Origin of the sequence: Alkalispirochaeta alkalica DSM 8900, assembly GCF_000373545.1 — a bacterium.
Classification (GTDB): Bacteria; Spirochaetota; Spirochaetia; order DSM-27196; family Alkalispirochaetaceae; genus Alkalispirochaeta; species Alkalispirochaeta alkalica.
In genome coordinates this window covers 39,606-63,958 of sequence record NZ_KB891758.1, presented here as the reverse complement: position 1 = coordinate 63,958, position 24,353 = coordinate 39,606, and the positions used below count along the sequence as shown (strand labels likewise).

Annotated in this window: 20 protein-coding genes and 1 pseudogene; 14 read left to right on the top strand and 7 right to left on the bottom strand. The window is 63.4% G+C overall.

Annotation, left to right across the window (positions count from 1 at the left end):
* The first annotated feature begins 702 nt into the window (after window positions 1-702).
* The 3 genes and pseudogenes from B071_RS0113260 (at window position 703) to B071_RS0113240 (ending at window position 7,719) form a co-directional block, all read left to right on the top strand.
* Complete coding sequence (locus tag B071_RS0113260; RefSeq protein WP_018527554.1) at window positions 703-2,982, top strand: flagellar assembly lytic transglycosylase; 2,280 nt, start codon at window positions 703-705, stop codon at window positions 2,980-2,982.
* 1,500 nt (window positions 2,983-4,482) lie between these two features.
* Window positions 4,483-5,829, top strand: a pseudogene (locus B071_RS17725) (DNA translocase FtsK); the annotation flags it as partial.
* Between the two features lie 522 nt (window positions 5,830-6,351).
* Window positions 6,352-7,719 (top strand): TrpB-like pyridoxal phosphate-dependent enzyme, encoded by a 1,368-nt coding sequence (locus B071_RS0113240; protein ID WP_018527550.1) that lies wholly within the window; start codon window positions 6,352-6,354, stop codon window positions 7,717-7,719.
* Window positions 7,720-7,772: 53 nt separating this feature from the next.
* On the opposite strand, the gene B071_RS0113235 is transcribed toward B071_RS0113240, so the two are convergent.
* The 5 genes from B071_RS0113235 to ychF all read right to left on the bottom strand — a co-directional run bounded on the left by B071_RS0113235 (window position 7,773) and on the right by ychF (window position 14,264).
* Complete coding sequence (locus B071_RS0113235) at window positions 7,773-8,345, bottom strand: histidine phosphatase family protein (RefSeq protein WP_018527549.1); 573 nt, start codon at window positions 8,343-8,345, stop codon at window positions 7,773-7,775.
* A 58-nt stretch (window positions 8,346-8,403) separates the two neighbouring features.
* Window positions 8,404-9,231 (bottom strand): substrate-binding periplasmic protein, encoded by an 828-nt coding sequence (locus B071_RS0113230; RefSeq protein ID WP_018527548.1) that lies wholly within the window; start codon window positions 9,229-9,231, stop codon window positions 8,404-8,406.
* A 155-nt stretch (window positions 9,232-9,386) separates the two neighbouring features.
* The gene (locus tag B071_RS0113225) at window positions 9,387-10,679 is read right to left on the bottom strand and encodes a Na+/H+ antiporter family protein (RefSeq protein ID WP_438829722.1); all 1,293 of its coding nucleotides are present in this window, start codon (window positions 10,677-10,679) and stop codon (window positions 9,387-9,389) included.
* A gap of 222 nt (window positions 10,680-10,901) precedes the next feature.
* Window positions 10,902-12,857 carry a methyl-accepting chemotaxis protein gene (locus tag B071_RS0113220; RefSeq protein ID WP_438829721.1) on the bottom strand — a complete coding sequence of 652 codons (1,956 nt, stop codon included), beginning with the start codon at window positions 12,855-12,857 and terminating at the stop codon, window positions 10,902-10,904.
* A 327-nt stretch (window positions 12,858-13,184) separates the two neighbouring features.
* Window positions 13,185-14,264 (bottom strand): redox-regulated ATPase YchF, encoded by a 1,080-nt coding sequence (ychF, locus tag B071_RS0113215; protein WP_026245234.1) that lies wholly within the window; start codon window positions 14,262-14,264, stop codon window positions 13,185-13,187.
* On the opposite strand from ychF, the gene B071_RS18710 reads away from it, so the two are divergent.
* The 9 genes from B071_RS18710 (at window position 14,263) to B071_RS17710 (ending at window position 21,102) form a co-directional block, all read left to right on the top strand.
* Entirely contained in the window at window positions 14,263-15,351 is a 1,089-nt protein-coding gene (locus tag B071_RS18710; protein WP_083914973.1) for a diacylglycerol/lipid kinase family protein, read from the top strand. The genes ychF and B071_RS18710 overlap by 2 nt on opposite strands.
* Before the next feature lie 34 nt (window positions 15,352-15,385).
* Window positions 15,386-15,904 (top strand): Na+/H+ antiporter subunit E, encoded by a 519-nt coding sequence (locus tag B071_RS18705; protein ID WP_018527543.1) that lies wholly within the window; start codon window positions 15,386-15,388, stop codon window positions 15,902-15,904.
* On the top strand, window positions 15,901-16,233 hold the full coding sequence (locus tag B071_RS0113200; protein WP_018527542.1) for a monovalent cation/H+ antiporter complex subunit F: 333 nt from the start codon (window positions 15,901-15,903) through the stop codon (window positions 16,231-16,233). Before B071_RS18705 ends, B071_RS0113200 begins: the two co-directional genes overlap by 4 nt.
* On the top strand, window positions 16,233-16,643 hold the full coding sequence (mnhG, locus tag B071_RS0113195) for a monovalent cation/H(+) antiporter subunit G (RefSeq protein ID WP_018527541.1): 411 nt from the start codon (window positions 16,233-16,235) through the stop codon (window positions 16,641-16,643). The genes B071_RS0113200 and mnhG overlap by 1 nt, the downstream gene beginning before the upstream one ends.
* Window positions 16,636-16,887, top strand: a complete 252-nt coding sequence (locus B071_RS0113190; protein ID WP_018527540.1) for a hydrogenase subunit MbhD domain-containing protein — start codon at window positions 16,636-16,638, stop codon at window positions 16,885-16,887. The genes mnhG and B071_RS0113190 overlap by 8 nt, the downstream gene beginning before the upstream one ends.
* Window positions 16,884-17,591, top strand: a complete 708-nt coding sequence (gene mbhE / locus B071_RS0113185; protein ID WP_018527539.1) for a hydrogen gas-evolving membrane-bound hydrogenase subunit E — start codon at window positions 16,884-16,886, stop codon at window positions 17,589-17,591. Before B071_RS0113190 ends, mbhE begins: the two co-directional genes overlap by 4 nt.
* On the top strand, window positions 17,531-17,968 hold the full coding sequence (locus B071_RS0113180) for a cation:proton antiporter subunit C (RefSeq protein ID WP_438829712.1): 438 nt from the start codon (window positions 17,531-17,533) through the stop codon (window positions 17,966-17,968). Before mbhE ends, B071_RS0113180 begins: the two co-directional genes overlap by 61 nt.
* Before the next feature lie 45 nt (window positions 17,969-18,013).
* Window positions 18,014-19,594 (top strand): complex I subunit 5 family protein, encoded by a 1,581-nt coding sequence (locus tag B071_RS0113175; protein WP_438829720.1) that lies wholly within the window; start codon window positions 18,014-18,016, stop codon window positions 19,592-19,594.
* Window positions 19,595-19,632: 38 nt separating this feature from the next.
* A complete protein-coding gene (locus B071_RS17710) occupies window positions 19,633-21,102 on the top strand; it encodes a proton-conducting transporter transmembrane domain-containing protein (RefSeq protein WP_438829719.1) in 1,470 nt (489 codons plus the stop codon).
* A gap of 94 nt (window positions 21,103-21,196) precedes the next feature.
* On the opposite strand, the gene B071_RS0113165 is transcribed toward B071_RS17710, so the two are convergent.
* Both B071_RS0113165 and B071_RS0113160 read right to left on the bottom strand, forming a co-directional pair.
* Window positions 21,197-21,643 (bottom strand): PTS sugar transporter subunit IIA, encoded by a 447-nt coding sequence (locus B071_RS0113165; RefSeq protein WP_103680358.1) that lies wholly within the window; start codon window positions 21,641-21,643, stop codon window positions 21,197-21,199.
* 207 nt (window positions 21,644-21,850) lie between these two features.
* A complete protein-coding gene (locus B071_RS0113160; RefSeq protein WP_146049339.1) occupies window positions 21,851-22,036 on the bottom strand; it encodes a hypothetical protein in 186 nt (61 codons plus the stop codon).
* A 232-nt stretch (window positions 22,037-22,268) separates the two neighbouring features.
* Between B071_RS0113160 and B071_RS0113155 the strand changes: the two genes are divergently transcribed.
* Window positions 22,269-23,477 (top strand): ARMT1-like domain-containing protein, encoded by a 1,209-nt coding sequence (locus B071_RS0113155; protein ID WP_018527533.1) that lies wholly within the window; start codon window positions 22,269-22,271, stop codon window positions 23,475-23,477.
* 121 nt (window positions 23,478-23,598) lie between these two features.
* Window positions 23,599-24,345: an NAD-dependent protein deacylase gene (locus tag B071_RS0113150; protein WP_018527532.1), complete on the top strand. Its 747-nt coding sequence runs from the start codon at window positions 23,599-23,601 to the stop codon at window positions 24,343-24,345.
* Window positions 24,346-24,353: the final 8 nt, after the last annotated feature.

The window sequence follows — 24,353 nt, the reverse complement described above, 5'->3', positions numbered from 1 at the left end:
GCCAGGGGGGGCGGTGAACATTGACAAAGCCCGGGGAAAAACATAGCGTAAAAGGCAGGAGCATTCGCCGTGACCCAAATAGGAATCCAGCTTGCCGATGGTTCGTTTTTTCCCGTTCTCTCCCAGGGTGATCGCCGCCGAAAGCGNGTGGTCCTTACCCCGGCACAGACCGATCAGCCCGGGGCGCGGGTCGCTGTCGTCCGGCGCCAGGGATCAGACGAGGACGTCCTGGGGGAGCTGATCCTGGAGGGGCCCTTCTCCGGTGACGATGCTCCCCTGGAGCTCCTTCTGGGGATAGATCAGCAGGGGGTGCTTACGGCCTGTCTCGATGGGGGGGGCGGCCGGGTGCAACGGATGGAGTGTTCTCTCGCCGCAGAGAGTNCCCTTTCCTGCGGTGATTCAGACCCGCCCCGGNCCTTCCACTGGACGGTGCTCGTGGCGATCCTTCTCATTACCCTCAGTCTTCTCGCGCTCGGGGCCTACGGCTTCATGACCTTCCTGGGTGGAAGGATCGCCCCCGACCTCCGGGCCGCCTCGGTGGTCCTCTTCGTGCCCGGACCCCTTCGTGCCGGGGCGGGACTCGCCGGGGTTGTCGTTCCCGGGGGGGATTTTCCGGGGCCTGATTTCCCGAAGCGGAACGCGCCGGGCTTTCCCCGGCGAAGCGTCTTCCGCCGGAGCGGCCTTTTCCGGTAGTCTCGGGTCATGACCAACCTTCTTTCTCGCGCTTCCAGGTCCGGGGCCTCTTTCTCCGGATCGCTTGTTTCGGGCCTTCGGGCTGTGGTTCTGTCCCTGGGTGTGGCTGTGACTGTAGCGATTTCCCTCTCCTCCTGCGGGACGGGGGATCTCCTTCCCGGGAGCGAAGGTACCCCCCAGGGGCTGTCGGGGCGGGCGCTTATGGAGCGGCTGGCCTTCGGGGAGGGGCATATTCTGGACACCCTGGTCCCCACGGAAGCGCTGGTGGAGGAGATCCGGGGGCTCGACCCCTCCTTTCCCTACGTCCTGGGGCGCGGTTACGAGGCCCGGGACCTGCAGGAGACCGCCCGTCGGGTCTACCGGTGGGAACTCGAGAGGGGGGAGCCCTCCTGGGCGGGGCGGAGCGCCCTGCGTCTGGCGCGTCTTGCCGCCGCCCGGCGNCGATGGCTGGCGTCGGAGGGCTACGCCGCCCGGGGTCTGGAGCTCGAGCCCGAAAACCGGGACCTCTGGTTCCGCCTTGGCGAGGCCCTATACCGGCAGGAGAAGTACCGGGAGCTGCTGGCCTTCACCGATGAGATGCCCCGATCGCTCTTCCTGCCGCGGGCAGAGGGGGGCTCCCGGGGCGGGCAGTACAGCCCCGGTGACCTCGGGGCGGAGCGCCTTCTCTGGAGGGCCGTGGCGGGTCATCATCTGGAGGAGGGGAGCAACGATCTGTTTCTTCAGGCCTTTCTCGAGATTCCTGCACATTCGATCCATTCCCGGCTCTACCTCTTCCGCTACTACCGGGATTCCCGGTTCAGGGGCTTTTCCCGGGACGAGGGGGCGCTTCTGGAGGCGGTGTACCGTACCGCTTTGGAGGAGTACGACGAGGCGCAGCGGCTCTTTCGCAGGATCGACCCGGCCTGGCTCGCCGGCATTCTCCACGAGGCGCCGGGGGTGCTGGCCTCCCTCACGCAGGCTGCTTCGGGTGAGGGGGGCCAGGCTACCCGGCAGTGGCTCGTCCGCCTGAAGNGGGAGTTCCAGGTCCGGGGCGAGGCTCTCCCCGGGGACACCAGGGCGGAGATCGGGCGGGAAGTNGCCCGGGCTCAGGCTCACTACGCTCCTTCCCGGGAGGAGATGGCCTCCTTCATGGATGAGGCCGATCAGGCCATGATCGAGAGCTGGCTCTCCCGGGCCATTCGTGAGGGGGCTCCCCTGCCCGAGGTGGTGGAGGCNCTGAAGCAGTGGGGTGCGGAGCCCCAGGCCTTCCGCACCGCCCTGGACAGGNTGGCCCCCGGGGTTGTCCGGGCCCGCCGGTGGGAAGAATTGGAGGAGGTCTACCAGGCTCTTCCCGCCGGGGCGCTTCACGCCCGGGCTCATCTGGCGGTTCTNACCGTTCTGGCGGCTCGCCAGGGCTTTCTCGAACTGCCGGGGGGCGGCGGGGATCGTCTCGATATTGCCCTGGAGTTGTCGCCCACGGATTATTACGGGCTGCTGGCCAGGCGTCTCTCGGGACGGTCGGGGGAGCTCTCCGCATCGGGCACGCTTCTTTCGGGAGAGACCCTTTCGGGGGAAACGCCCTCGGGAGGGATGCTCTCGGGAGATCTGGAGCACGCCGCAGCGATCCTCGCTTCGGGTCAGCACGAGGTGGCGGGGAATCTGGCCATGGCGATCGCGCTGGATCCGGGCGAGGCAGAGCCGGCGCTGGCCCTGGCTTCGCAGTTTTCCCGTCTGGGTCACGCCTCGACGGCCCTGGGGCTGGCCCGCAGGGCCGTTGCCCGGGGGAATCTTCCTGTGGGGGAGCGCGAGATAGCCCTTCTCTATCCCAGGCCCTTCTCGGTGGAGATCGAGTCCGCCGCCGCCCAGGAGGGGGTTTCCGCAGCGGTCTTCTACGGACTCGTCCGGGAAGAGAGCCACTTCAATCCCCGTGCCCGCTCGCCCGTGGGCGCCCTGGGGCTTTCCCAGATTATGCCCGCCTCGGGGGACGATATCGCCCGCCGTATGGGCTGGCCGCAGCCGTTCAACCTGGAACGGGTTTCTACCAATCTGCAGATGGGTGCCTATTACCTGAACCTGCTGAAAACCATGGTTCCCGACAATCTGATTCTTCAGGTAGCATCGTACAACGCCGGGCCCGGTCGCGGCCGGGGGTGGCAGGCNCTCTTTGGCGATCTTCCGCCGGAGCTCCTGGTAGAGGCGATCCCCTTTGTGGAGACTCGCTGGTATCTCCGCAGAATCGCTGTCTCCTCGGCCTGGTATCAGTATCTCCTCGATGGCACCGACCCGGCCGAGATGCCTCTGCTCCGGTAGGAGCAGGCAGGGCTCTTTCCCGGCATCCCTAAGCCTGTTGCAATTTATGCCGATACATGAGTTCGGAGGGGTACGCGTGGAAGGAAGATCCAATAGCCGATCGGGCAGCATTATCACAGGTCTCTTTCTCGGGATTTCTGCTGCGCTGGTGGCGATGTTGCTGGTTATAACGATAGTCGATCCCGCTGGTGCCATAGCGGGCGGCTTTTCCGGGCCGGGGCGGCTGCTGTTCCGTTCGTTTCATCTTCTGGCNTGGTGGGTTCCTGCGTATCTGCTGNTTCTGGCGGGGCTGGCCCTGTCGGGAAAGTCCCTCACCTGGTGGGGTACGCTTCTGGTGAACCTTCTTCACATACCGGTCCTCACCGTGGCAACCATGGTGCGGCTTCTNGCGCAGGGGGGGATGATTCCCGGAGGCCCCGGGCCCGGAATACCCGCGCAGGGAGGGGTGCTGATCGATCTCTTGGTGGCGGGCTTCTCCCTCCGGGGGGCCCTCCTCGTGACGAGCCTTCTGCTGCTCTTCCAGGGAGTCGCCTATGTGCAGGTGTGGCTCTACGTGCGGCGCGTGACGGGAGCCGATCCCTCTTCCGTCGGGGAAGACACGGTCCGGTACCGGGCTGTGCTTCCCCCTCCTCCCGAACCGCAGGAGAGCCGCGAACCCCTTCGGGCTCGGGCAGAGGACCCGGGGGATTCCGATTCGGGGGAAAGCGATTCCGAAGAAGCTGTTTCGGGGGAGGGCGACGAGGCCCGAAGGATTCTTCTTGGTCCCCCTCCTTTTGTNGGAGGGGACGAGGAGGACTTTCCGCGTGCCCTGGGAGAACTCCGGCGGTGGGTCTCGCCCGAGGAAGAAAGAACGTATTCTGAGGCCCTTCCGGGAGAAGATCCGCCCCGGGGCGTTTCGCCCTTCGAGGCTGGCGAGGATCGGGAGGACGAAACCGGGGGAGAAGAGCCCATTGAACCGGAGAATCAGGAAGCGAGAGAGGAGTCGCCCCTCCTCCTCTTCCTCAGGAATCGCCGGCGCGCCCCTGTTCCCCCGGCGGCGGATGACGCTCTCGACCGTATCGAAGGCGAGCCCGATCAGGAGGAAGTCCCCTCCGGGTACCACTACAGNGCGTATGACCCCGGCGACGATTTCCTCCGGGAGGTCGCTCTCGAGTCTGACGCAGACGATGATGGCGCCTATGACGACACCGATGATGATAGCGCCTATAACGACAGCGCGGATGACAACGATGACGCCATCGCCCCTTCGACCAGGAAGAACACGACAGCGCGGATGACAACGATGACGCCATCGCCCGTATCGAAGAACCCTTCGACCAGGAGGAAGTGTTCGACCAGGAAGAGCCGTTCTACCAGGAAGAACCGGAAGAACACGACGAGGACCCGGAATTCGACCCCCTCTCCGCCCCGGGCACCGTCCCCGAGCGATCCNCCGGGGGACGCCGCTACTTCCTCCCCGTGGAGGGAGTGCTCCGGCAATACGGCGATGGCCGCTACTGGGAGATCGACGATAACACCCGCGACGCCGCCGAAGTTCTGCGGGTGACCCTGGAGGAGTTCGGAATCCGCGCCGAGGTGACGGGGATTCGCAAGGGTCCGGTGATCACCATGTTCGAGATACTCCCCGCTCCGGGGGTCAAACTCGCCAAGATCACCAACCTCTCGGACAACATCGCCCTCAGACTGGCCGCGTCCAGCGTCCGTATCGTGGCGCCCATCCCGGGAAAGCACGCCGTGGGTATCGAAATACCCAACCGNCAGCGCCACCTGGTCTCCTTTGCCGAGTTGCTCCTGGACGATGAGTTCTTCGGCGACGCCCTGACCATTCCCATCGCCCTGGGAAAGGATATCTCCGGCGAGGCCCAGATCGTGGATCTGGCAAAGACACCCCATCTTCTCATCGCCGGTGCCACGGGGAGCGGAAAATCGGTGTGCGTGAACTCCATCATCTGTTCCGTGCTCTACCGCCGTCCCCCCTCGGAGGTGAAACTCATCCTGATCGACCCCAAGATCGTGGAGTTGAAGTTCTATAACGACATTCCCCACCTGCTCACGCCGGTGATCACCGATCCCAAGCGGGCCTTCCAGGCGTTGCAATACCTGATCTACGAGATGGAGCGCCGCTACGCGCTCCTGGATAGCATGGGAGCCCGCGATATCGGGGGATACAACAGCAAGATCAAGCGCAAGAACATGGCCACCGAGAAACTCCCCTACATCGTGGTGATCATCGATGAGTTTGCCGATCTCATGTCCACCAGCGGCAAGGAGCTGGAAAGCACCGTGGCCCGTCTCACCGCCATGTCCCGGGCCGTGGGNATTCATCTGGTCCTTGCCACCCAGCGGCCCTCCACNGACGTGATCACGGGGCTGATCAAGGCGAANATTCCCGCCCGGATCGCCTTCATGGTGGCCAGCAAGGTGGACTCCCGNATCATCCTGGATTCCATGGGGGCAGAGAAGCTCCTCGGTCGGGGNGATATGCTCTATACCTCGGCGGCCGACCCCTTCCCCGTGCGNATGCAGGGGGCGTTTCTCTCGGAGGACGAGGTGGAACGGGTGGTGGTGGAGGTGAAGGAGTTCGGCGAGCCCGACTACATCGACGACGAGATCTTTATCGACGACGATGACGACGATCTGGAGACGGATGTCCTCGAGGACCCGCTCATGGAGCGGGCGATCGAGGTCGTCACCACCTCGCGGAAAGCCTCGGCGAGCTACCTCCAGCGACGCCTGAAGGTCGGGTACAACCGGGCCGCCCGAATGGTGGAGGAGATGGAGCGCATGGGGCTCGTGGGGCCCCAGAACGGCAGCAAGCCCCGGGAGATTATCTCCTCCTCGGGCTAGGGCCGGTCAGGGCTCGGAACCGTCCCGGGGCGCGTCGCCGGTTTCGGTGGTATCCTCTGCCTCGGGCAAGGTGTTGGAGTCGCGGTAGAGGAAGGTCTGGGTGTCCAGGCGNTTGCCCGTTTTTACGCAGCGCCAGGTAAAGGGCATGGTGTGGGCCCGGAAGACCCCCAGGAGCAGCACCGCCGTCACCGCGAGGGCGACAAACCAGAGATCGTTTCCTCCGTAGCGGACGATGGTTACCCCGCCAAAATAGAGGATCATGGCCGTGAGGGCATAGAAAAACGTGGCGAGCCGTTTTTTGTGGGCCTTCATGCCGTGACGNCGCTGGGAGAGGTTTACCAGGAGTATTCCGATAAAGATCCAGTAGAAGTAGTCGCTGGCGACCTGGGAGATCGTCCGGGATGTGAAGAGGTCCATAGATGGTAGAGGATACTAGAAGAATACCCTCTCCTCCGTCAAGGAAGGGCCTTTCCTGAATATTTCCGGTTGACACCGGAGCTCCTGTCCGTAGAATTGTCTGTCATGAGTGAGACCAAGATTCTTTTGTCGGAACGGGAAATCCCCCGCTACTGGTATAACATTGTGGCAGACATGCCCAATAAACCGCTTCCTCCCCTGCACCCCGCCACGGGAGAGCCCCTGACGCCGGATGCCCTGGAGCCGCTCTTCCCCTCGGGTCTGATCGAGCAGGAAATGAGCCAGGAGCGGTGGATCGAGATCCCGCCGGAAGTGCGCGACATCTACGCGCTCTGGCGTCCCACACCGCTCTTCCGGGCTCACCGTCTGGAAAAACTCCTGGATACCCCCGCGCGGATCTACTACAAGTACGAGGGGGTGAGCCCCGCCGGGTCTCACAAACCGAACACCGCCGTCCCCCAGGCCTGGTACAACCGTCAGGACGGGGTAAAGAAGATCACCACCGAGACCGGGGCCGGCCAGTGGGGCAGCGCCCTCTCCTTCGCCTGCGAGCTCTTTGGCATTCAGTGCGAAGTATACATGGTGCGTAGCAGCTATAACCAGAAGCCCTACCGGAAGCTCATGATGAACACCTGGAACGCCCAGGTCTATCCCTCTCCGTCGGATCGCACCGAGGCGGGCCGCAAAATCCTCGCCCAGGATCCCGATTCTCCCGGAAGTCTGGGAATCGCCATCTCCGAGGCCGTCGAGATGGCGGCAAAGAACGACGATGTGCGCTACTCCNTGGGGAGCGTTCTGAACCACGTCCTCCTTCACCAGACGATCATCGGCCAGGAGGCGCTGGTCCAGATGGAGATGGCCGGTCATTTCCCCGATATCGTGATCGGTCCCTTTGGGGGCGGTTCCAATTTTGCGGGTCTGGCCTTTCCCTTCCTGAAGCATCAGCTGGAAGGAAAGCAAACCCTCCGGGCCATCGCGGCCGAACCTGCGGCGTGTCCGAAGCTCTCCCGGGGGGTCTTCCGCTACGATTTTGGCGACACCGTGGGGATGACCCCGCTCCTTCCCATGTATACCCTGGGTCACGACTTCATCCCCCCGGCGATCCACGCCGGAGGCCTTCGCTACCACGGGGCAGGGGTGGTGGTGAGTCAGCTCCTGAAGGACAAGTTCATAGAGGCCCAGGCGGTGGATCAGGTGGAAAGCTTCGAGGCTGGTGTCTCCTTTGCCCGGACCGAGGGGATCATCCCCGCCCCCGAGGCAAACCACGGGATCGCCGTTGCTGTCCGGGAGGCCCTGAAGGCCCGCGAAGAAGGGGCTGCCAAGACGATCCTGATGAACCTCTCGGGGCACGGCAACTTCGACATGGCCTCCTACGAGGCCTATTTCAACGGCGGTCTGGAGCGGTTCGAGCTCTCCCAGGAAGAGATCAACCAGGCTGTGGCACGGATCAAGACCCCCGAAATCCCTCAATGAGGGATTCGGGAGAGCCGCTCCCGGGAGAGCCACTCCCGGGGGAGCGGCGCCGGTCAGGCCGCCTCGGCGGTCCGGTTATACCAGCGAACCTTCCATGAGCCGTCCCAGACGATCAGGTTGGTCGAGGCGTTCTTCAGAACGGTCTTCCCCGAACCGATCTCCCCTGCGCTGATGACTCCCAGAAGCGCGTTGATGAGCCCCCCGTGGGCAACGGCCAGAACCCGTTGCCCCGGGTTGGCCCTCCGTATCGCCTCGAGCGCTTCCAGGCCACGCTTTCGTACCTGATCCCACTCTTCGGCCCCCGGAATGGGCCCNTCGCCGAAGCGGCGGTACCGTTCAGCAATATCCATTCCCTCGGCGATGCCGTACTCCCGTTCCCGCAGGTTATGGTCCGTTGTAACGGGCCCGAGCGAGAGGACCTCCCCGATGATCTCTGCGGTTTCGATGGCGCGAATCATGGTGCTGGCGTAGAGCGCGTCCCAGCGTTCCTGTTGCAGCATCNCGGCTGCTGCCCTGGCCTGGTTCCGGCCGGTGTCATTCAGGGGAATATCGGTGCTGCCCTGGATCAGGGCACGGGCGTTCCAGTCGGTTTCTCCGTGACGGACGAGACATATTTCTGTAACCATGGGCCAAGCCTACCCAATTGAGCGGGAACGGGCAAGAGACCTGTCTGGAACAGNCTGGTCAGTGAGCGAGGATATCCCGGATGTCGTAGACTCCGGCGATATCATGGTCAGCGAAGAGTTCCGCCACCAGACCCCGTCGGTGGAGGTTGTCGAGATTCCTCTGGAGCTCCGTGATAACCCACCGGGGTGTGTCCAGAGAAAAGGCAAAATACATCCCCCGCCGGGCAATCTCCTGGACTGACTCAAAGATCCCGGGGGAAACCCCTGCCTGACGGCAGAGTATGACGAGGGAGAGTTTGCTGGTAGGTATAAGGTCGGCCCGGTTATGGAGAATTTTCAGGAAGGCGATTTCCTGGGTGGAAACCCGGTCGATTTCTTCCAGCAGGATCCCCCGCTCAAGGAGAAGCCGCTCGGGTGCGCCGTCGATATAGGTGGTGATCGTGTACTCCCTGGCGTCGTTGAGTTTCTCCAGGGAGATGGCGCGGTCGCGCCGTGCAAAGAGCTCGGTCTTGTGGATAAAAACAGGGCCAACCCACTGAAAAAGATCTTCCCGCTCGGTGGTTCTCATGGTGGTGAAGATGAGGCTCCGGGGCTGCTCCCGGGCCATGAAAAAGGCGCGGGCCCACGGGTGAAACCGGATATCTTCCCTGGTCTGGTCCGACCCCAGGCTCTTCAGGAGGAGTTCCAGGAGCTCCACCGATATCCCCCGGGCCTCACCGTCTTCGGTAAAATTGAAGGGGTTCCACTCCTCGGAGAAGATCGCGAAAGACGGAACAGAGTCCGGCGCGGGGAGGGGGCGGAAATGTTCTGCCCCCGCATCCTCCCGGGCTGGCAGTCCGACGAGAAGAAAAAGAAGACCCAGCCAGGCCAGCCGGTTTTTCCTCATCCTGACCCTCCACATATAGTATAGTTCCCGGCCGCCGGACTGTGCCAGGAGGGGGAGGGGAGCTCCGGGCCCGGGTCAAGCCCGGCTCTTCCCGGGAGAGGAACCCGGGAAGAGACCGCACAGGGCACGGTCATCCGGAACAGGATGTGGAGGGTCTAGAGCAGAACCGCCCCGATAATTCCCGCCACGATGAGCGGAATGTTGTAGTGCAGGAAGGTGGGCACGCAGGTGTCCCAGATGTGATCGTGCTGGCCGTCCACGTTCAGTCCTGCCGTGGGCCCCAGAGTGCTGTCCGAGGCGGGGGAGCCTGCGTCTCCCAGGGCGCCGGCAACGCCGATCAGGAGGATCGTGGCGGGCGTGCTGAAGCCGAGCGAAAGCGCCATGGGCACGTAGATCGCCGCGATGATGGGGATCGTTCCGAAGGATGTGCCCAGCCCCATGGTGATGAAGAGCCCGATCAGGATCATCACCGTGGCACCCATGAAACGGCTCCCTCCCAGCAGCACCCGGGCNCTCTCNACCAGGGGTTCCACGGCCCCGGTCTCGCGGATGACCGCTCCGTAGCCCGCTGCAACGAGCATTACAAAGGCGATAAAGCCCATCATGCCGATCCCGCTGTGGATCATCTCGTCGATATCGCTCCACTCGATGGCCCGGCCCAGGAGCATGATCGCCAGCCCTACCAGGGCTCCGATGTGGAGCGAACCCAGGGGGCTCACCTGGATAGCCAGAGCCGAGAGCGCTCCTGCCAGGGCAACCCAGTGTTTCGGGGTAAGCGAGNGAGCATCGCCGGCAGCCGGGGCATCCGAAGCCGATGAGTCCTGGTCTTCCCGGAGTTCTATCATCTNGTAGGACCGGGGCTTCCGGTAGGTGACAAAGATCGCCACCAGCAGTCCCGCTGCCATGGCTGCTCCCGCGATCCAGAGCACGTGCCAGATCTGGCCCTGCTCCACGGCGAGTCCGTTCTCTGCCATCTGGTCGCTGATAATCCCGTGGAAGATCCAGCCGTACCCCACGGGAAGGGCCACGTAGGGNGCTTTGAGGCCAAAGGTGAGGGCTGCCGCCACGGCTCTCCGGTCGATGGAGAGTTTATTCATCACCGCCAGGAGGGGCGGAACCAGAATCGGAATAAAGGCAATATGCACGGGGATCAGGTTCTGCGAGAGACAGGCCACNCCGGCGATGATGAGNAGCATGATCGTCGCCTTGCCCCGAACGGCCCGGACGATCTTGCCCGTGAGTATGCGGGCGATACCGGTCTTGTGAAGACTGGCAGCCAGCGCGCCCAGCAGAATGTAGCTCAGGGCCGTGCTCGAGTTTCCTCCCATTCCCCCGATGAGCGTACTCATCGTGCCGGTGAGGGACATCCCGGCCAGAATCCCGCCGGCCAGGGCGGAGACCACCAGCGAGAGCAGGACGTTGAGNTTGAGCAAACAGAGTGCCACCATGATAAGGACAGACAGAAAAACCGGATTTGTCAGCATAGATACCCCATTCGTGTGTTGATCGCTGCGCCTGCAGCGGCGCGAAAGTGTACCATGGAATTTAGGGNGCGGTACAGGGCCGATTCAGCGCTTCAGGACTTCAGCCTCCGCACTTCAGTACCCGCACCGGAGCTCTTCNGTANAGGGGCCAGCCCCGGAGAATCTTCCGGGACCGGCCGGCGACGACTACGACTTCGATGAGAACTGGCTCGCCTGATCCCTGATCTCGCTGAGTTCTTCTGCCAGATCGCGGATTCCCTCGTCCAGATCGACCATGCTCTTGCTGATCTCTTCTGCCCCCAGGGAGATCTCTTCCACGGCCCCCTTTACGGAGGTNCCGATCTCGGAGTTCTTCTGATCAAGCAGGGCNATCTGGCTGCTCTCATCCTGGATAAGACCGGACTGATCCTTGATCGTCTCGATCGCATCGCGGATCGAGAGAAAGGCCCTGGTCATCTCGGAAATNCCCCCCGAGAGCTCATCGATGGTGTGGACGATCTCCTCGAAGGANCCCGAGACATCCCGGGATGATTCCTGGACCTGGTCAAAGACGCTGCGCGCCTTGCCTACTACCTCCGAGAGGGCCTTCACCGAGGATACGCTCTCGCGAAGAGACTGGCTGATGGTCTTTGAGTTCTGCGAGGCCGTCTCGGCCAGTTTTCGGATCTCTTCGGCCACCACGGAGAACCCCTTGCCGTATTCCCCGGCGTGGGCAGCCTCGATGGCGGCATTCATGCTCAGCAGGTTCGTCTGNGAGGCGATGGTATTGATCATGCTCGAGGCGGCCATCATGTCGCTGGTCATGGTGATCAGCGCAGCTACCTGGGTGTCTATCCCGNCAAAGTCCTGGTGGCTCTGATCAACCAGGTCCGCGAGCTCCTTCATACCCTCCATCTTCTGCTCTGCCGTGTCCCGNATCGATTGGGTCCGGTTGTTGATCTCCTCNGTGGCTGTGGAGGTCTCCTCGATCGCTGCGACCTGACTGTCCACCTGGCCCCGCATCTGGTTCGCTGCATCTTTCATGGTCCGGACGGCGGCCACGCTCTCCTCNATGTTCTGGTGGAGATGAGCCATGCCCTGACCCACGGAGGAGATGTTCGCCCGGATCTGCTGGATCGCCGCTGTGGTCTGGGTGGAGTTGGCTGCTACGCGGCTCATGTCGTGGTCGGTCTTGCCCAGGGCCGAGCTGATTCCTTCGATGGTCTGCTGAAGCTTTGTCATGAACCGGTTGAAGGCCTTTGCCAGGTCCCCCACCTCATCGCGGCGTTTCAGGCGGATGCGCTCGCTCAGATCGGCCTCTTTTCCCGCGATCCGGCTGAGCTGATTGGAAACCGCCGTGATCGGAGCCACCACGACGCGGTTGCTCACGGTCATCACCATGGTNGTGATGAGGACCAGTGTNGCCAGCAACAGCAGGAGGCTCATGAGGCGGATCGCCCGAATATCGCCGTAGGCCTCTTCCAGGGGAACGGCGATCCCGAAACGGTAGGGNACCAGGTCAAGATCCCGGNAAAAGATGGCCAGATCCCGGGACTGGTCCTGCAGGAGCGCGGGCACCTCGCTGAAGGGGGCCTGCACAACNCCGGGGTCCGGGTGNTACAGAACCGTTTCATTTTGCAGGTCCAGAAGAAAGGGAAAAGAGTTTTCCGTGGTGCGGATATCGGCGAGCAGTTCCGGGAGAAAATCCAGNGTCCAGTCGATCGAGACTACCCCGAGAAAGGTCTGGTCCTCCCGGTAGATCGGAGCGGCGATGGTGATGAAGGTCTGACCCGAGGTCTCNTCGTAGTAGGGGTNGGTCATGGTGAGAATGCCCTCGGGGTTCCGGTCGGGTGTGGCCTGGAGGTACCAGTCGTGGCTGTGATAGTCGTATTCGGGGGTGGAGTATTCCCAGGTGACCTCCACCATCTCGCCGTCGCGATAACTGTAGGGGCCGAACCAGGTCTCCCCGGGAATCACCTCCGGTTCGAACCAGAGGCCGTAGCCGAAGACGTGGGGCGAGGTACGGACAGAACCGGCCAGGAAGGACCCGATCTGTTCGGTCAGGGCTCCGGTTCCCCCGTCCCGGGCTGTGGCGGCCAGGACAGGCCCCGAGGCAGCGATGGATTGCCCCACGGCCTGGATGAGGCCCACGGCGTGGTCCATCTGCCCGGCGTAGCCACTGGTTTGTTCCTGGTAGTACTCCCGGCGCTGGTTCAGGACGCGCCTTCCCAGGAGGATGTCACCGGTGTAGAAGCTCACCGCCATGAAGACGAGAAGCGCGATAACCAGGGGGATCATCAGTTTCTTTCCGAGCCGGTTCGTTCGTATTCGCACGCCTGCTCTCCTCTTATTACATTGCTGTTTTCTGCCCGTCAGTACATCACGTTCAGTACATTACCGTCAGTATAAGAGATTGAGCGGTGCCCCTTCCAGGAAATCATCTTCCCGAAGGGGCATTGTCGGAGGGGGGACGATTGCCCGGGTATCCCCCTAGACGTTGAAACGGATGTTCAGGATATCTCCGTCCTTGACGGGGTACTCCTTGCCCTCCAGGCGGAAGAGGCCCTTCTGTTTTACCCCCTGTTCGGAACCGCTCTCCAGAAGATCGGTGTAGTTAAAGCATTCGGCCCTGATAAAGCCCTTGGCCAGGTCGGAGTGGATCGCTCCCGCCGCTTCCTGGGCGTTCTGGCCCCGACGGATCGTCCAGGCCCGGACCTCGTCTTCCCCGACGGTGAAAAAGCTGATGTATCCCAGCATGCGGTAGGCGAAGGCGGTCAGACGGTTTCGGGCAGACTCGGATATCCCGATATCCTCCATGAAGGCCCGGGCGTCGTCGGCGTCCATGCGGGAGAGTTCCATCTCGAAGTTTCCGGCGAACTCGATTACGGGATAACGCTCCTGAAGTTTCTCAACCAGGGGCTGATGTTGTCCGTACTGATCCTCGTCGGAGTTCAGTACCAGCAGAACCTGTTTGGCCGTGAGGAAGCGGAAGCCGCTGATGAGCAGCAGCTCGTCGGGGGTGAACTCCATATCCCGGACGGCGCCCCCCTGATCGAGCTGTTCCACCAGGCGGTGCATCACCTTCTCCTCGGCCTGGGAGCGGGGCGTCTTGCGTCCGCGCTTGTGGTCCGCCTCGATCCGTTCCAGCCGCCGTTCGGCGATCATCTGATCCGAGAGGATCAGCTCGGCCTCGATCGTTTCCAGATCCCGCAGGGGGCTAGCCGTTCCCCAGGTCTCGTCCAGGGTGGGGTTGGAAAAATTGCGGAGAACCAAAAGAAGGGCGTCGGCGTTTTTGACCATGGTCATGCCTTCGCCCGAGAAGATCCCCGCCGTGTCGGTCCCCTGGGTTCCGCTGACAAAGTCGATAAACTCCGTGGTGGCGAAGATCGTTCGCTTGGGCTGGTAGAGTTCCGAGAGTTTGTCCACCCGGGGGTCCCCCACATCCACCACCGCCACGTTGGGCTCAACCTTTCCCGAGGCGTACTCGGCCACTTCTGCTTCCTGGCCCGTCAGGGCGTTAAAAATTGTGGTCTTTCCTGCCTTGGGAAGACCGACGATTCCGATATTCATGTTCCCCGAGTATGCCCGAAAGAGCCCGCCCCGGCAACGGCTGATGCTCCCGGCAACGCTTGAAAGCGTCTGGACCGAAAGGATCCCGGAACCACGAGGTTTCTGGAAAATCTCTTCTCCAGGTATTATTGTTGATACCGTGCTGTACCGGAACATACTGGCCGTGGTAAACCCCGCAGCGGGAACGGCCGGAGACACCACCAGGATCAGGGCGCTCCTCACGGGGGAACTGGCCGCTCCCGGACGGAGGGTGATCATTCACGAGACCTCGGCCTCGGAAGACCTGCCGGGGNTNGTGAGAGAGGCCTGCAGCGACGGGGTCTCCCTGGTCGTNGCCTGCGGNGGCGACGGTACCGTGGGGAGTGTCGTGAACGGCCTGGTCGGCACGGGGGCGGTGCTGGGAATCCTGCCTGCCGGCACGGGGAACGGTCTTGCCCGTGCCCTGGGTATTCCCCTTCGTCCCGAGGCCGCCGTGGCGTTGCTGGCTGCGGCTGTCGAGGGGGCGCCCGTCGCAACAACGCGGGCGGTGGACACCTTTTCCGTGGAGGGGCGGCATTTTGTGCTGAACCTGAGCGTGGGTATCAGCGCACGGTCCATGGAGGAGACCCCCCCGCAGGATAAAAAGCGTTTTGGTCTCCTGGCATATCTCTGGCGGATCGTCGGTCATGTTCTGGGGGGGCGTTCCTGCCGGTACCATCTGGTGATGGACAGTTATTCACGCCGGGTGGAGGCCACGGAACTCATCGTCTCCAGTGGAACCCTTCTGGATCACCTTCCCAACGTTCTGGGCCCTGCCGGGACCTTCTGCGACGGCTTTCTTGAGGTCTATGTGGTGAACGGGCGTTCCCTGATCGACTATGTCGAGATCTGCCTGAGGATTCTCCTTCGTCACAAGGCCCGGGAGGGGCGCTTTACCCATTACCGGGTGGGGGACCGGCTCCTCCTGGAGGCCGAACGGAAGCCCCAGCCCGTTCAGGGCGACGGCGAGGTCTTCGCCTGGACTCCCGTTGAGCTTCAGGTTCATCGGGGAATTCTGCCCCTGATCGTGCCCCGCCGCGAGGGAGCCGCCGGGGACGATACTTCTTGAAACGAAGAATCCTTCTCCCCTATTATCTCCTTCTATGGTTTCAGCGCTGGCTGCGGTAACGCTTTTTTTTCTCTGGATCATCTTCGTGGGGTCCCTCGCCCTGGCCGATAGCATCGCCGGGGGGGTGATCGTTCTGGTGAGCCTCTTCCTCTTTCGCCGCAGCCGGGGGCCTTCCTGGTTTCCCCGGTGCAGCGAGAACCGCCGCAGTCCCGGGGCGCTCCTGAAGAATGTGCTGGCGGGTCTTCTCTTTATGCCCGTCTTCGCCGGGAAGATCCTTCTCTCGGGTCTCCAGATAACCTTCCTGGCGCTTCAACCCTCGATCACCCTCTGGCCGGGGATCGTTCGCGTTCGTACCGCTCTCCCGGGGATGAGTGGCGTGGCGGCCCTGGCAAACACGATCACCCTCACGCCGGGGACACTCTCCCTGGACTACGTCGAGGAGGAGGACGCGCTCTTCATTCACTGGATCGACGTGTCGGAGTACGACGCAACGACCCTGGATCAGCAGGTAACCGGGGGACTTCGTCCCTGGATCCGGAGGATTCTGGAGTGATTGCTCTCGTCCTGGTCCTGCTGTGCCTGTGCAGTCTCGCCTGCCTGGGCCGTGTTCTCCGGGGGCCGACCCTGCTCGACAGGATCGCTGCGGGCGACGCCATCGGCATGATGCTCGTGGTGGCCCTGGTTCTTCTCTCCCTGCTTATGGAGCGGGCGATCTTTCTCGATATCGCCCTGGTCTACGGGCTCCTGCTCTTTGCCGATCTTCTGGTGATTGCCCGTGCCCTCGAGGAAAAAGTGCCCTCCCCGCCGGAGAGCGACCGGGACGGGGGGGCTGGTGACGGGCATTCCGGGGGAGCGCCCCTGGGGGAGGGGAGCGCCCCGTGATGCTCGATCAGCTCTTGCGTGGCCTGAGTTTTCTCGCCCTGGCGGCGGGATCGTTTTTCGTTTTTGCCATGACCGTGGGTATGTGGCGTTTTCCCGACGCCTTCACGCGGCTCCACGCGGGGACCAAGGGGCTCACCATCGGGGCAGGACTGATCGTCCTGGGGGCAGCTCTGGCCGCTCCCTCGGTGCTCTTTGGTTTGCGTATCGCCGTGATCTTTCTCTTTCTCATGATCACCAACCCCATCGCGACCCAGGCGATCGCCCGGGCCAACTATCGGATCGACCGTTCCCGGCGCCACCTGGTCCTGGACGAGTATCAGGAGCTGCGCGATGCCCGGGAGCTCTCTGATTCCCCGGGGCTCTCTGATTCCCCGGAGCACTGCGATTCCCCGGAGCCTCACAATGACTAGCCTGCTTCTGGAGGTCTCCTATGTTCTTCTTCTCGCCGGCGCTGTGGTCAGCGCCGCAGCGGCGGTCCTCCTGAAGGCGCCCCTGGCCTCGGTCATTCTTCTCTCGGTCTTCAGCGTCTTCTCCACCCTCCTCTTTGCCATGCTCCAGGCCGTTGATGTGGCCATGGCTGAGGCGGTGATCGGCGCGGGGCTCATGACCGCGCTCTTTGTGACGGCTCTGAATCGCACGGGGGGTGTCCGGTGACCGGGCCCCGGGATCTGGGGCGCACTATCGTCGCTGCGATCCTCTCGGTGGTCGCGGCGGGGAGTGGGCTGGTGGCGATTCTCCGGGAGGGCCAGGGGCGTCCCTTTGGGGGGTTTCTGGAGGAAGGGGTCGGCGCCACGGGGAGCATCAACATTCCTGCGGCAATTCTCATGGACTACCGCGCCTTCGATACCCTGGGAGAGGCCTCGGTGATCTTCGGATCGGCTCTGGTGATCGCCGCCATTCTGGGGACGCCCCGCTTTGCCCGGAAGGACCAGCCCCTGGGTGTGCTCTCGCGCAGGGCGCTGGTCTATCTGCTCCCGCTCTTCCTGATCTTCCCCTCCTACGTGATAACCAACGGNCATCGCTCGCCCGGAGGAGGGTTCCAGGGAGGGGTGAGNATCGCCGTTCTGGTCATTCTCCTCCACGTGGCCTTCGGGCACCGCTTTGCCCTCCAGCGGGTTCCCCTGCGGTTTCTGGGATTCCTGGAATACCTGGGCGCGCTGGCCTTTCTTGCCACGGGAATCCTGGGGATTCTCCTGGGGTCGTCCTTCCTCGCCAACGCGGTCGCGGGATTTCCCCTGGGGACTCCGGGAACGCTTCTCAGCGGGGGGATCATCCCGGTGCTGAACATTGTGGTGGGGTGCAAGGTGGCCGCCGGGCTCAGCGCGATCTATTGCTACCTTGCCGGGGAGGGCGACTAGTGGTTTCCGATATCCAGACGCTGACCCTCCTTGCGGCGGGGGTGATCTTTGCCGTGGGGCTTTTCGGCCTCCTTGTTCACCGCGATCTGATCAATATCTGCATCTCCATGAGNGTCATGGAGTCATCCCTGGTGATCGTCCTCGCAGCTCTGGCCTGGGTTCCCGGGGGTGCGGCGCCCATTCTGGAGGGCCCCCTTGGGGAGCTCCCGGCCGGGGCCTTTGTGGATCCCCTGCCGCACGCCCTGGCCCTGACGGCGATCGTCATCGGGGCGGGNCTTCTGGCGATAGCCCTGGCCCTCTCGGTTGTCTTGTACCGGCGCTTCGGCACCACCGACCTCTCCCGGATTTNTCGGGAAATTCACCGGCAGGAGGAGTAGCCCGTGGAACATCTTCCCCTGCTGATCGTGATTATTCCTCTGGGAATGGCGTTCCTCCTCGCCCTGGCTGACCTGGCCGCTCCCCGCGCCCGGGGGGTGGTTCTCGCGGCGGGGCTGGCGGCGCAGAGTGGTTCGGTTTTCCTGCTGGCCCGGGAGGTCGCCCTGCGGGGGCTGGTTCTCTACACTCCCGGGGGATGGCTTCCTCCCCGGGGGATCCTCCTGGNGGCTGACGCGGGGACGGTCCTGCTGGCGGGAATCGTTCTCTCGGGCTTTGTGGCTGTCTCGATCTTCTCCCTGAGCTCCCGGGGGGGCTCTTCCCTGGCGGGGAAGTTCTTCCCCCTCCTGTGTCTGTATACGAGCGCGCTCAACGGTATTCTNGTGGCGGCGGACCTCTTTAATCTCTTTGTCTTCCTGGAGCTGGCCACGGTTTCCACGGTCGGGCTGATCGGCATGAAGGGGCGCCCGGGGAACGCCGCTGCGGCCCTGACCTACCTGATTATGGCCTCCTTCAGCAGCGTCCTCTTTCTTCTCGCCCTGGTTGTGATCTATCGGGCCACGGGAACGCTCTCGCTTCCCCTGGCAGCCCGGGTTCTGCCATCCCTGGCAGGACAAACCCGGGCGGTGCTGGCGGTGACGCTGGTGGTCTCCCTGGGGATAAAGATCGGCCTGGTGCCGCTCCACCTGTGGCAGGCCCGGGCGTACCAGGCCGCAGGAAGCACTGCGGCGGGATTCCTCTCGGCCTGCGGCATGAAGGTCTATCTGGCTGCCCTGATCCGTCTTCTCTGGGGGCTCCTGCAGGCACCGCTCCTGGTGCCCGCTCTCTTCCCTGTGCTCCTCTGGGCGGGGATGATCAACATCATTCTGGGGCACCTCATGGCCCTCTTCGAGGGCGAGCTGAAACGGTTCTGNGCCTTTTCCAGCGTGGCCCACGCGGGGTACATCTTTCTGAGTCTGGGCGCGGCGGGAATGGCCAGTGGTTCCCCCGGCGGGGCTTCTCTCGCCACAGCCGGCATCGCTGCGGCCCTCTACCACGCCGTGAATCACAGCGCCATGAAGAGCGCTCTCTTCTGGTCCTGTCGCAGCTTCATGGCTGGCGCGGGAACAACGCGAATCGCCGATCTCTCCGGCCGGGGGGGCGCTGCACCCCTGGCGTTTATCGCCTTTCTGGGGGCGGCGNCGGCCCTGATCGGCCTGCCGCCAACGGGAGGNTTTGCCTCGAAGTGGCAGGTCGCAGCGGTCCAGCCAGGTTTGATGCCGCTNCTGGTGATCGCCCTGGGAACGGTGATCTCCCTGGTCTATTACACGCGGATCGCCCTGATTCTGGCTGGCCCCGGAAAACCCGNAGGACTCGCGCATCCCCGAAGTTCCGGCAGTTCCNGCGGGTCCGGCACGCTCCCGAAGGGGGCGCGCCCTGCTTCCCCGCTCCGGGTGCCATCTGCCCCCGGAACGGTGCCAGCGGCGGTTCTGGTCCTGATTCTGGCGGGGCTGGCCCTCTCCACGGGCGTCCTGGAAGGGTGGATCATNCCCTTTCTGGAGGAGGCGAGCCGGGCCTTCATCGCCACAGCCCCGAACCTCGATGCGGCGCTTGAGGCAGCTCGTGCAGCTGCGAGAGGAGGCACCCCGTGAAGCCGGTCTTTTCCTGGACCTGGACGGTACCGACGGGCATGGAAGCNTCGGTGCTGCTGCTCTTCTGCTTTGCCGGTACGGTGAGTCTTTTGCTGCTCTTTCTTCAGGGACACCACCGGGCGCTCCTGCCGGGGCTGGTCCACGCGGGAGGGGGGCTCCTGGCCGCCCTGAGCGGTGATCTGATAACGCTCCTCGTGGCCTGGGAGATCCTCACCTTCTCGGCCTTCGTCCTTCTTCTGCAGACCGGAACCGGGGAATCCCGCCGGGCTGCTTCTCTCTATCTCCTTGTCCAGATCACGGCAGCGTCCCTCTACTTTGTGGCGGCCCTGCTTCATTTTACCGAAGCAGGAACGCTCTGCACCGCCAGCCTCGGCCCGGAAGGGCTGGTCCCGGCGGCACAACCCTTCATGGCGCTGGCGGTACTGATAAAGACGGCGGGAGTTCCCCTGCACGGCTGGCTTGTCCGGGCCTATCCCGTGGCGCCCCTCGCCGTAACGCCCCTGCTCTCGGCCTTCACCACCAAGGTGGGGGTCCTCACGGCGGCCCGGCTGGTGCGATTTTCTCCCGGCGGGGTTCCGGTCCTCGCCTGGATCGGAGCTCTCACGGCCCTGATCGCCGTGGTGCTGGCGCTTCGGCAGCGTCAGGTGCGGCACCTCCTGAGCTACCACCTGATCAGCCAGGTCGGGTACATGACCGCCGCCGTGGGAATGGCCGGTATCGCCGATACCGCCCTCCGGGCCGGGCTCTTTCACCTGGTAACCCATACCCTCTATAAAGCGCTGCTCTTCATGGTCGCCGCCGAAGCGGCGCGATCCTTCGCCGGCCCCCGGGGAGAACCCCAGGAGGATCTCTCCCGCATGGGCGGTCTCGCCCGAAAACGGCCGATCCTCTGCCTGCTGGGAGTGATCGGTGCTGCCGCGATCTCGGGGGTCCCCTTTACCAGCGGCTACGCCAGCAAGGAACTCCTGAAATACGCCGTTGGCCAGGGCGTGCCGGGGGTGCTCCTTCAGCTTGCCTCGGCTGGAACGGGCCTCTCTTTTCTGAAATTTCTCTGGATGATCTTCTGGGCTCCCGGNAAAGACCCCGTCACCATTGCTCCGAGGGGAGCCCGGGCGCTCNCCCTGATCCCCGCCGTGCTCGTTGCCACCGTAACGGTTCTGATCGGCCTGCACCCCGCCCTGGTCCCGGGAATCGAGAGCTGGAGGGGGTTTTCGGGCTCCTCCATAGGGGCGGCCCTGCTTCCCCTGGGTGGATCGCTTCTGTTGTGGGGAGGATTCAGGAAGAAACTGGTTGCCCCATCGGGACCGGCCCCCGTATCGTCCGGTGCTGGTGCCATGCGCGACAGATCGGCCCGGAGTATCCCTGCTCTGACCTCAGAAATGCTGGCCCGGCAGACTCAGCAGCTGGCCCGGCAGTTCACGGCCTTCCACCGGGGAGGCCCCCAGTTTCAGCTCTTTCTCGCCCTGGCCGCGGTACTCTCGCTGGGCGTGCTCCTGACGGCGCTCTGAAAACGCTGCTCTGACACCACCCTGAGAACCCCTCCCGGGCGCGGAATACATCCGCCCTCCCGGGAGAGACCCGGCCCGGAATACACCCGGACCCTCAGGCCCGCTGCAAAACCGCCAGAAGCTCCCCGGAATCCCGCGCTTCGAGCAATTTCCGGCGCACCCTGCGGTGTTTCAGCAACCTGCCGATCTCGCTCAAAAACCTGATATGAGGACCCGTCATCTCGTGGGGGGAAAGAGTCATGATAAAAATCTGCGAGAGGGAACCATCCACACTCTGGCAATCGAGCGGCCTCTCGGTCACCACCACCGCCGCCAGAAGCTCCTTCACCGCAGCAGTCTTTGCATGGGGAATCGCGATACCGTGCTGCATCCCCGCAGTAAGATGCTGCTGATTCTCCCGAAGGTCGCGCCGGGCCAGCTCGAGATCGAGCACCTTCCCCGTCGCATCGAGGAGACGAAGCAACTCCTCCACAACCTCCTCAAGAGAATCGGCCCTGTACCCCGGTTCTACCAGGGACTCGTTCAGTACATCGAAGAGCACGCCCCGAGTATACCCGGAAAAGCCCCGGGAGGATACCCGCACACCCGCCGAACACCCCCCGGACCGGANCATCAAAAGGGGGCNCAGCCCCCCCGCTTCAGCCCGGCTGGTTCGCCCCGGCTTTTCCGGCTCTGTCGCCGCCGCCGGGCCGGGGCGGCCGGTCTTCCGCTCCCCCCGGATCAGCTGGCGCTANCGCGTCGGGGCCCCTTACATCCGGGCCTTCAGAACCTCGTTAATCGCCTTTTCGATCGCCTCGTAGAGTTCGCGCTCGTCGGCCAGATCGGTCTTAACCTCGAAAAACATCATCTTTCCCGAAAGAACCTTCTCCTTCGCGTCAAACTTGAAGTTTACCCCGATCTCGTTGGTAACCGGGGCACCCTTCCGCTTTGCCATCTGGGGNCCTTCTTTTACCGTAATAAGAGAACTTTTTGAAACTTTCTTCAGTTCGAAACCCATTTTTCACTCCCTCAATAATAAGATTATACCAGTATAATAGCTTGCGCGTGATTTATACAAGAACCAATGAAAAACTGTTTTTTGTATCATCTCCCCCGGGGCGACAGCCTGGGGGAAAGTTTTCTGGCTATGCTTGTTCCGAAGAGGGAAAGACAGGTATAAATAACCCATGAATCACCTTCTTTCGCAGCAACCCATTAAAACCGATTCATCCAACTGGTTCGCCTCAAACACCATGACAGAGCGATTTCCCAACATTGTGGATGCCGTGGTTCGGGCAAACCCCGCCTTTCCCTCCCGGATTAAAAGGAGACTGCAGGAGCTCTCCCGGGGCATGCAGGAAAACAGCAGAATCCCGCCCCTGACCGACCCCGCCTTCGACAAGGATCAGTGGGACCTTCTGTGGCGACCCTTCCGGGGGCAGCGCTGGCAGGAAACGCAGTGGTTCTTCGCCGAAACCTGGGCCTACCGTCTCCTGCTGGAGGCCTGCGACTACTTTTCCACCCTGAAAGACCCCTTCGCGCCCCTGAAAGAGGAAGAACTNCAGCGGGGAGACGCCTTCTGGCCCATCCTGGCAGCGGCAGAAGCCCGAACAACCGGGGGAGCTCCCGGGACCACCGGCGATGAGCTCCTCCAGGCCCTCTACCTCTCCCTCTGGGGGAACCGCGCCGACCTGAGCTTCAGCGGCGGCGCAGCCCTGGACGCAGCGGGAGCAGGGCAGGGGCACCTGGTGCTTCGGGAGGAGCAGCGGGCTCTGGAACATCTCCTCTCCCTGAAGGGTACTCCCGGGGAGCAGGCAACCCCGGGCCGGGAGGTCCATCTGGTCATGGATAATACCGGNTCGGAACTGGCCGGTGACATGGTGCTCTGCCTGGCCCTGCAACGGCTTCTGGGCGTTTCCCTGGTGCTGCACCTCAAGCTGTACCCCACCTACGTGAGCGACACCACCGTGGCAGACCTGGCGCGCTTCCTCGAGGTCGCAGCGCTCCANCCCCGCCAGGAGGTTCGCACCTGCGCCGCCGCCTTTGCCTCGGCCCTGGAGGAGGGCACACTGCGGCTCGCCCCGGACGACTTCTGGTGCCAGCCTCGCTTTCTCGACGATGCGCCTCCCCGCATCGGGGAAGCGCTGGAAGGGGCCGGCCTGGTGATCTTCAAGGGAGACCTCAACTATCGCCGGGTCTTTCATGATACCCTGTGGTCACCGGAGACGCCCCTGGAAGAGGCTGCCGGCAGGAAGCCGGGCACTCCCTGGCTCTTTCTGCGGACCATAAAGAGCGACTGCCTCGCCGGGGTATCCCGGGAACGGTGTCAGGTCCTTCAGGAAGAGGACCCCCGGTGGCGGACCAGCGGAGCCTGGGGGCTCCTGCAGGTCTTCTGAAGCGAAGTGCCTGCAACAGATTTCCNGAAGCAGAGCCGCCCCGCCAGGGAGAACCCCGGCAGGGGCGGCCAGTACCAGGAGGCTGCGGTGCCAGCTCCTGGAACCAGTACAGGGGGAGCCTATGAAAACCGGCGACGTCCACGATAAAGACATAGAGGATATCCTGGCGGCCTCGGAGAAGATCGTCTTCTTTGGCGGGGCCGGTGTCTCCACCGAGAGCGGAATCCCCGACTTCCGCTCCAGTCGGGGCGGGGCGCGGGGGCTTTATCGGGGCTACGCGCCGGAGGAACTNCTGAGTGCCTCCATGCTGCGGGAGCAGCCCGAGATATTTTTTTCCTACTACCGCCAGAACCTCCTGCACCCCCAGGCCCGGCCCAACCGGGCCCACCAGATTCTGGCGTCCTGGGAGGCCCAGGGTAAAGTCCTGTCTGTGGTAACCCAGAACATCGACGGCCTTCACCAGGCTGCGGGGAGCAAAACTGTCTGGGAACTGCACGGATCGGTTCACCGCAACAGCTGCTGCTCCTGCGGAAAATCTTTTGGCCTCAAAGAGATTATCCAGAGCACCGGCGTCGTTCCCCGGTGCGATCGCTGCGGCGGGATGGTCCGCCCCCGGGTGGTGCTCTACGGAGAACATCTCGATCAGGCCGTGGTGGAAGGGGCCTCCCGGGCGATCTCCCGGGCCGAGGTTCTGATCGTCGGGGGNAGTTCCCTGGTGGTGCACCCCGCAGCGGGGCTCCTTCACCAGTACCGNGGGGACTGCCTCATCATCGTGAATCGCGATGAGACCCCCTGGGACACCCGGGCCCGGAGGGTCNTNCGGGGCTCCATNGGTGATGTTCTGGAGGGGCTCGCCCGGAAAGGGTGATTCCCGCA

Bases quoted from the DNA above. Each gene is read 5' to 3' on its own strand.
- B071_RS0113230 (WP_018527548.1), bottom strand. From the start codon at position 9,231: ATGAGGAAAAACCGGCTGGCCTGGCTGGGTCTTCTTTTTCTTCTCGTC.
- ychF (WP_026245234.1), bottom strand. From the start codon at position 14,264: ATGAATATCGGAATCGTCGGTCTTCCCAAGGCAGGAAAGACCACAATT.
- B071_RS18705 (WP_018527543.1), top strand. From the start codon at position 15,386: ATGGTTTCAGCGCTGGCTGCGGTAACGCTTTTTTTTCTCTGGATCATC.
- mnhG (WP_018527541.1), top strand. From the start codon at position 16,233: ATGCTCGATCAGCTCTTGCGTGGCCTGAGTTTTCTCGCCCTGGCGGCG.
- B071_RS0113190 (WP_018527540.1), top strand. From the start codon at position 16,636: ATGACTAGCCTGCTTCTGGAGGTCTCCTATGTTCTTCTTCTCGCCGGC.
- B071_RS0113160 (WP_146049339.1), bottom strand. From the start codon at position 22,036: ATGGCAAAGCGGAAGGGTGCCCCGGTTACCAACGAGATCGGGGTAAAC.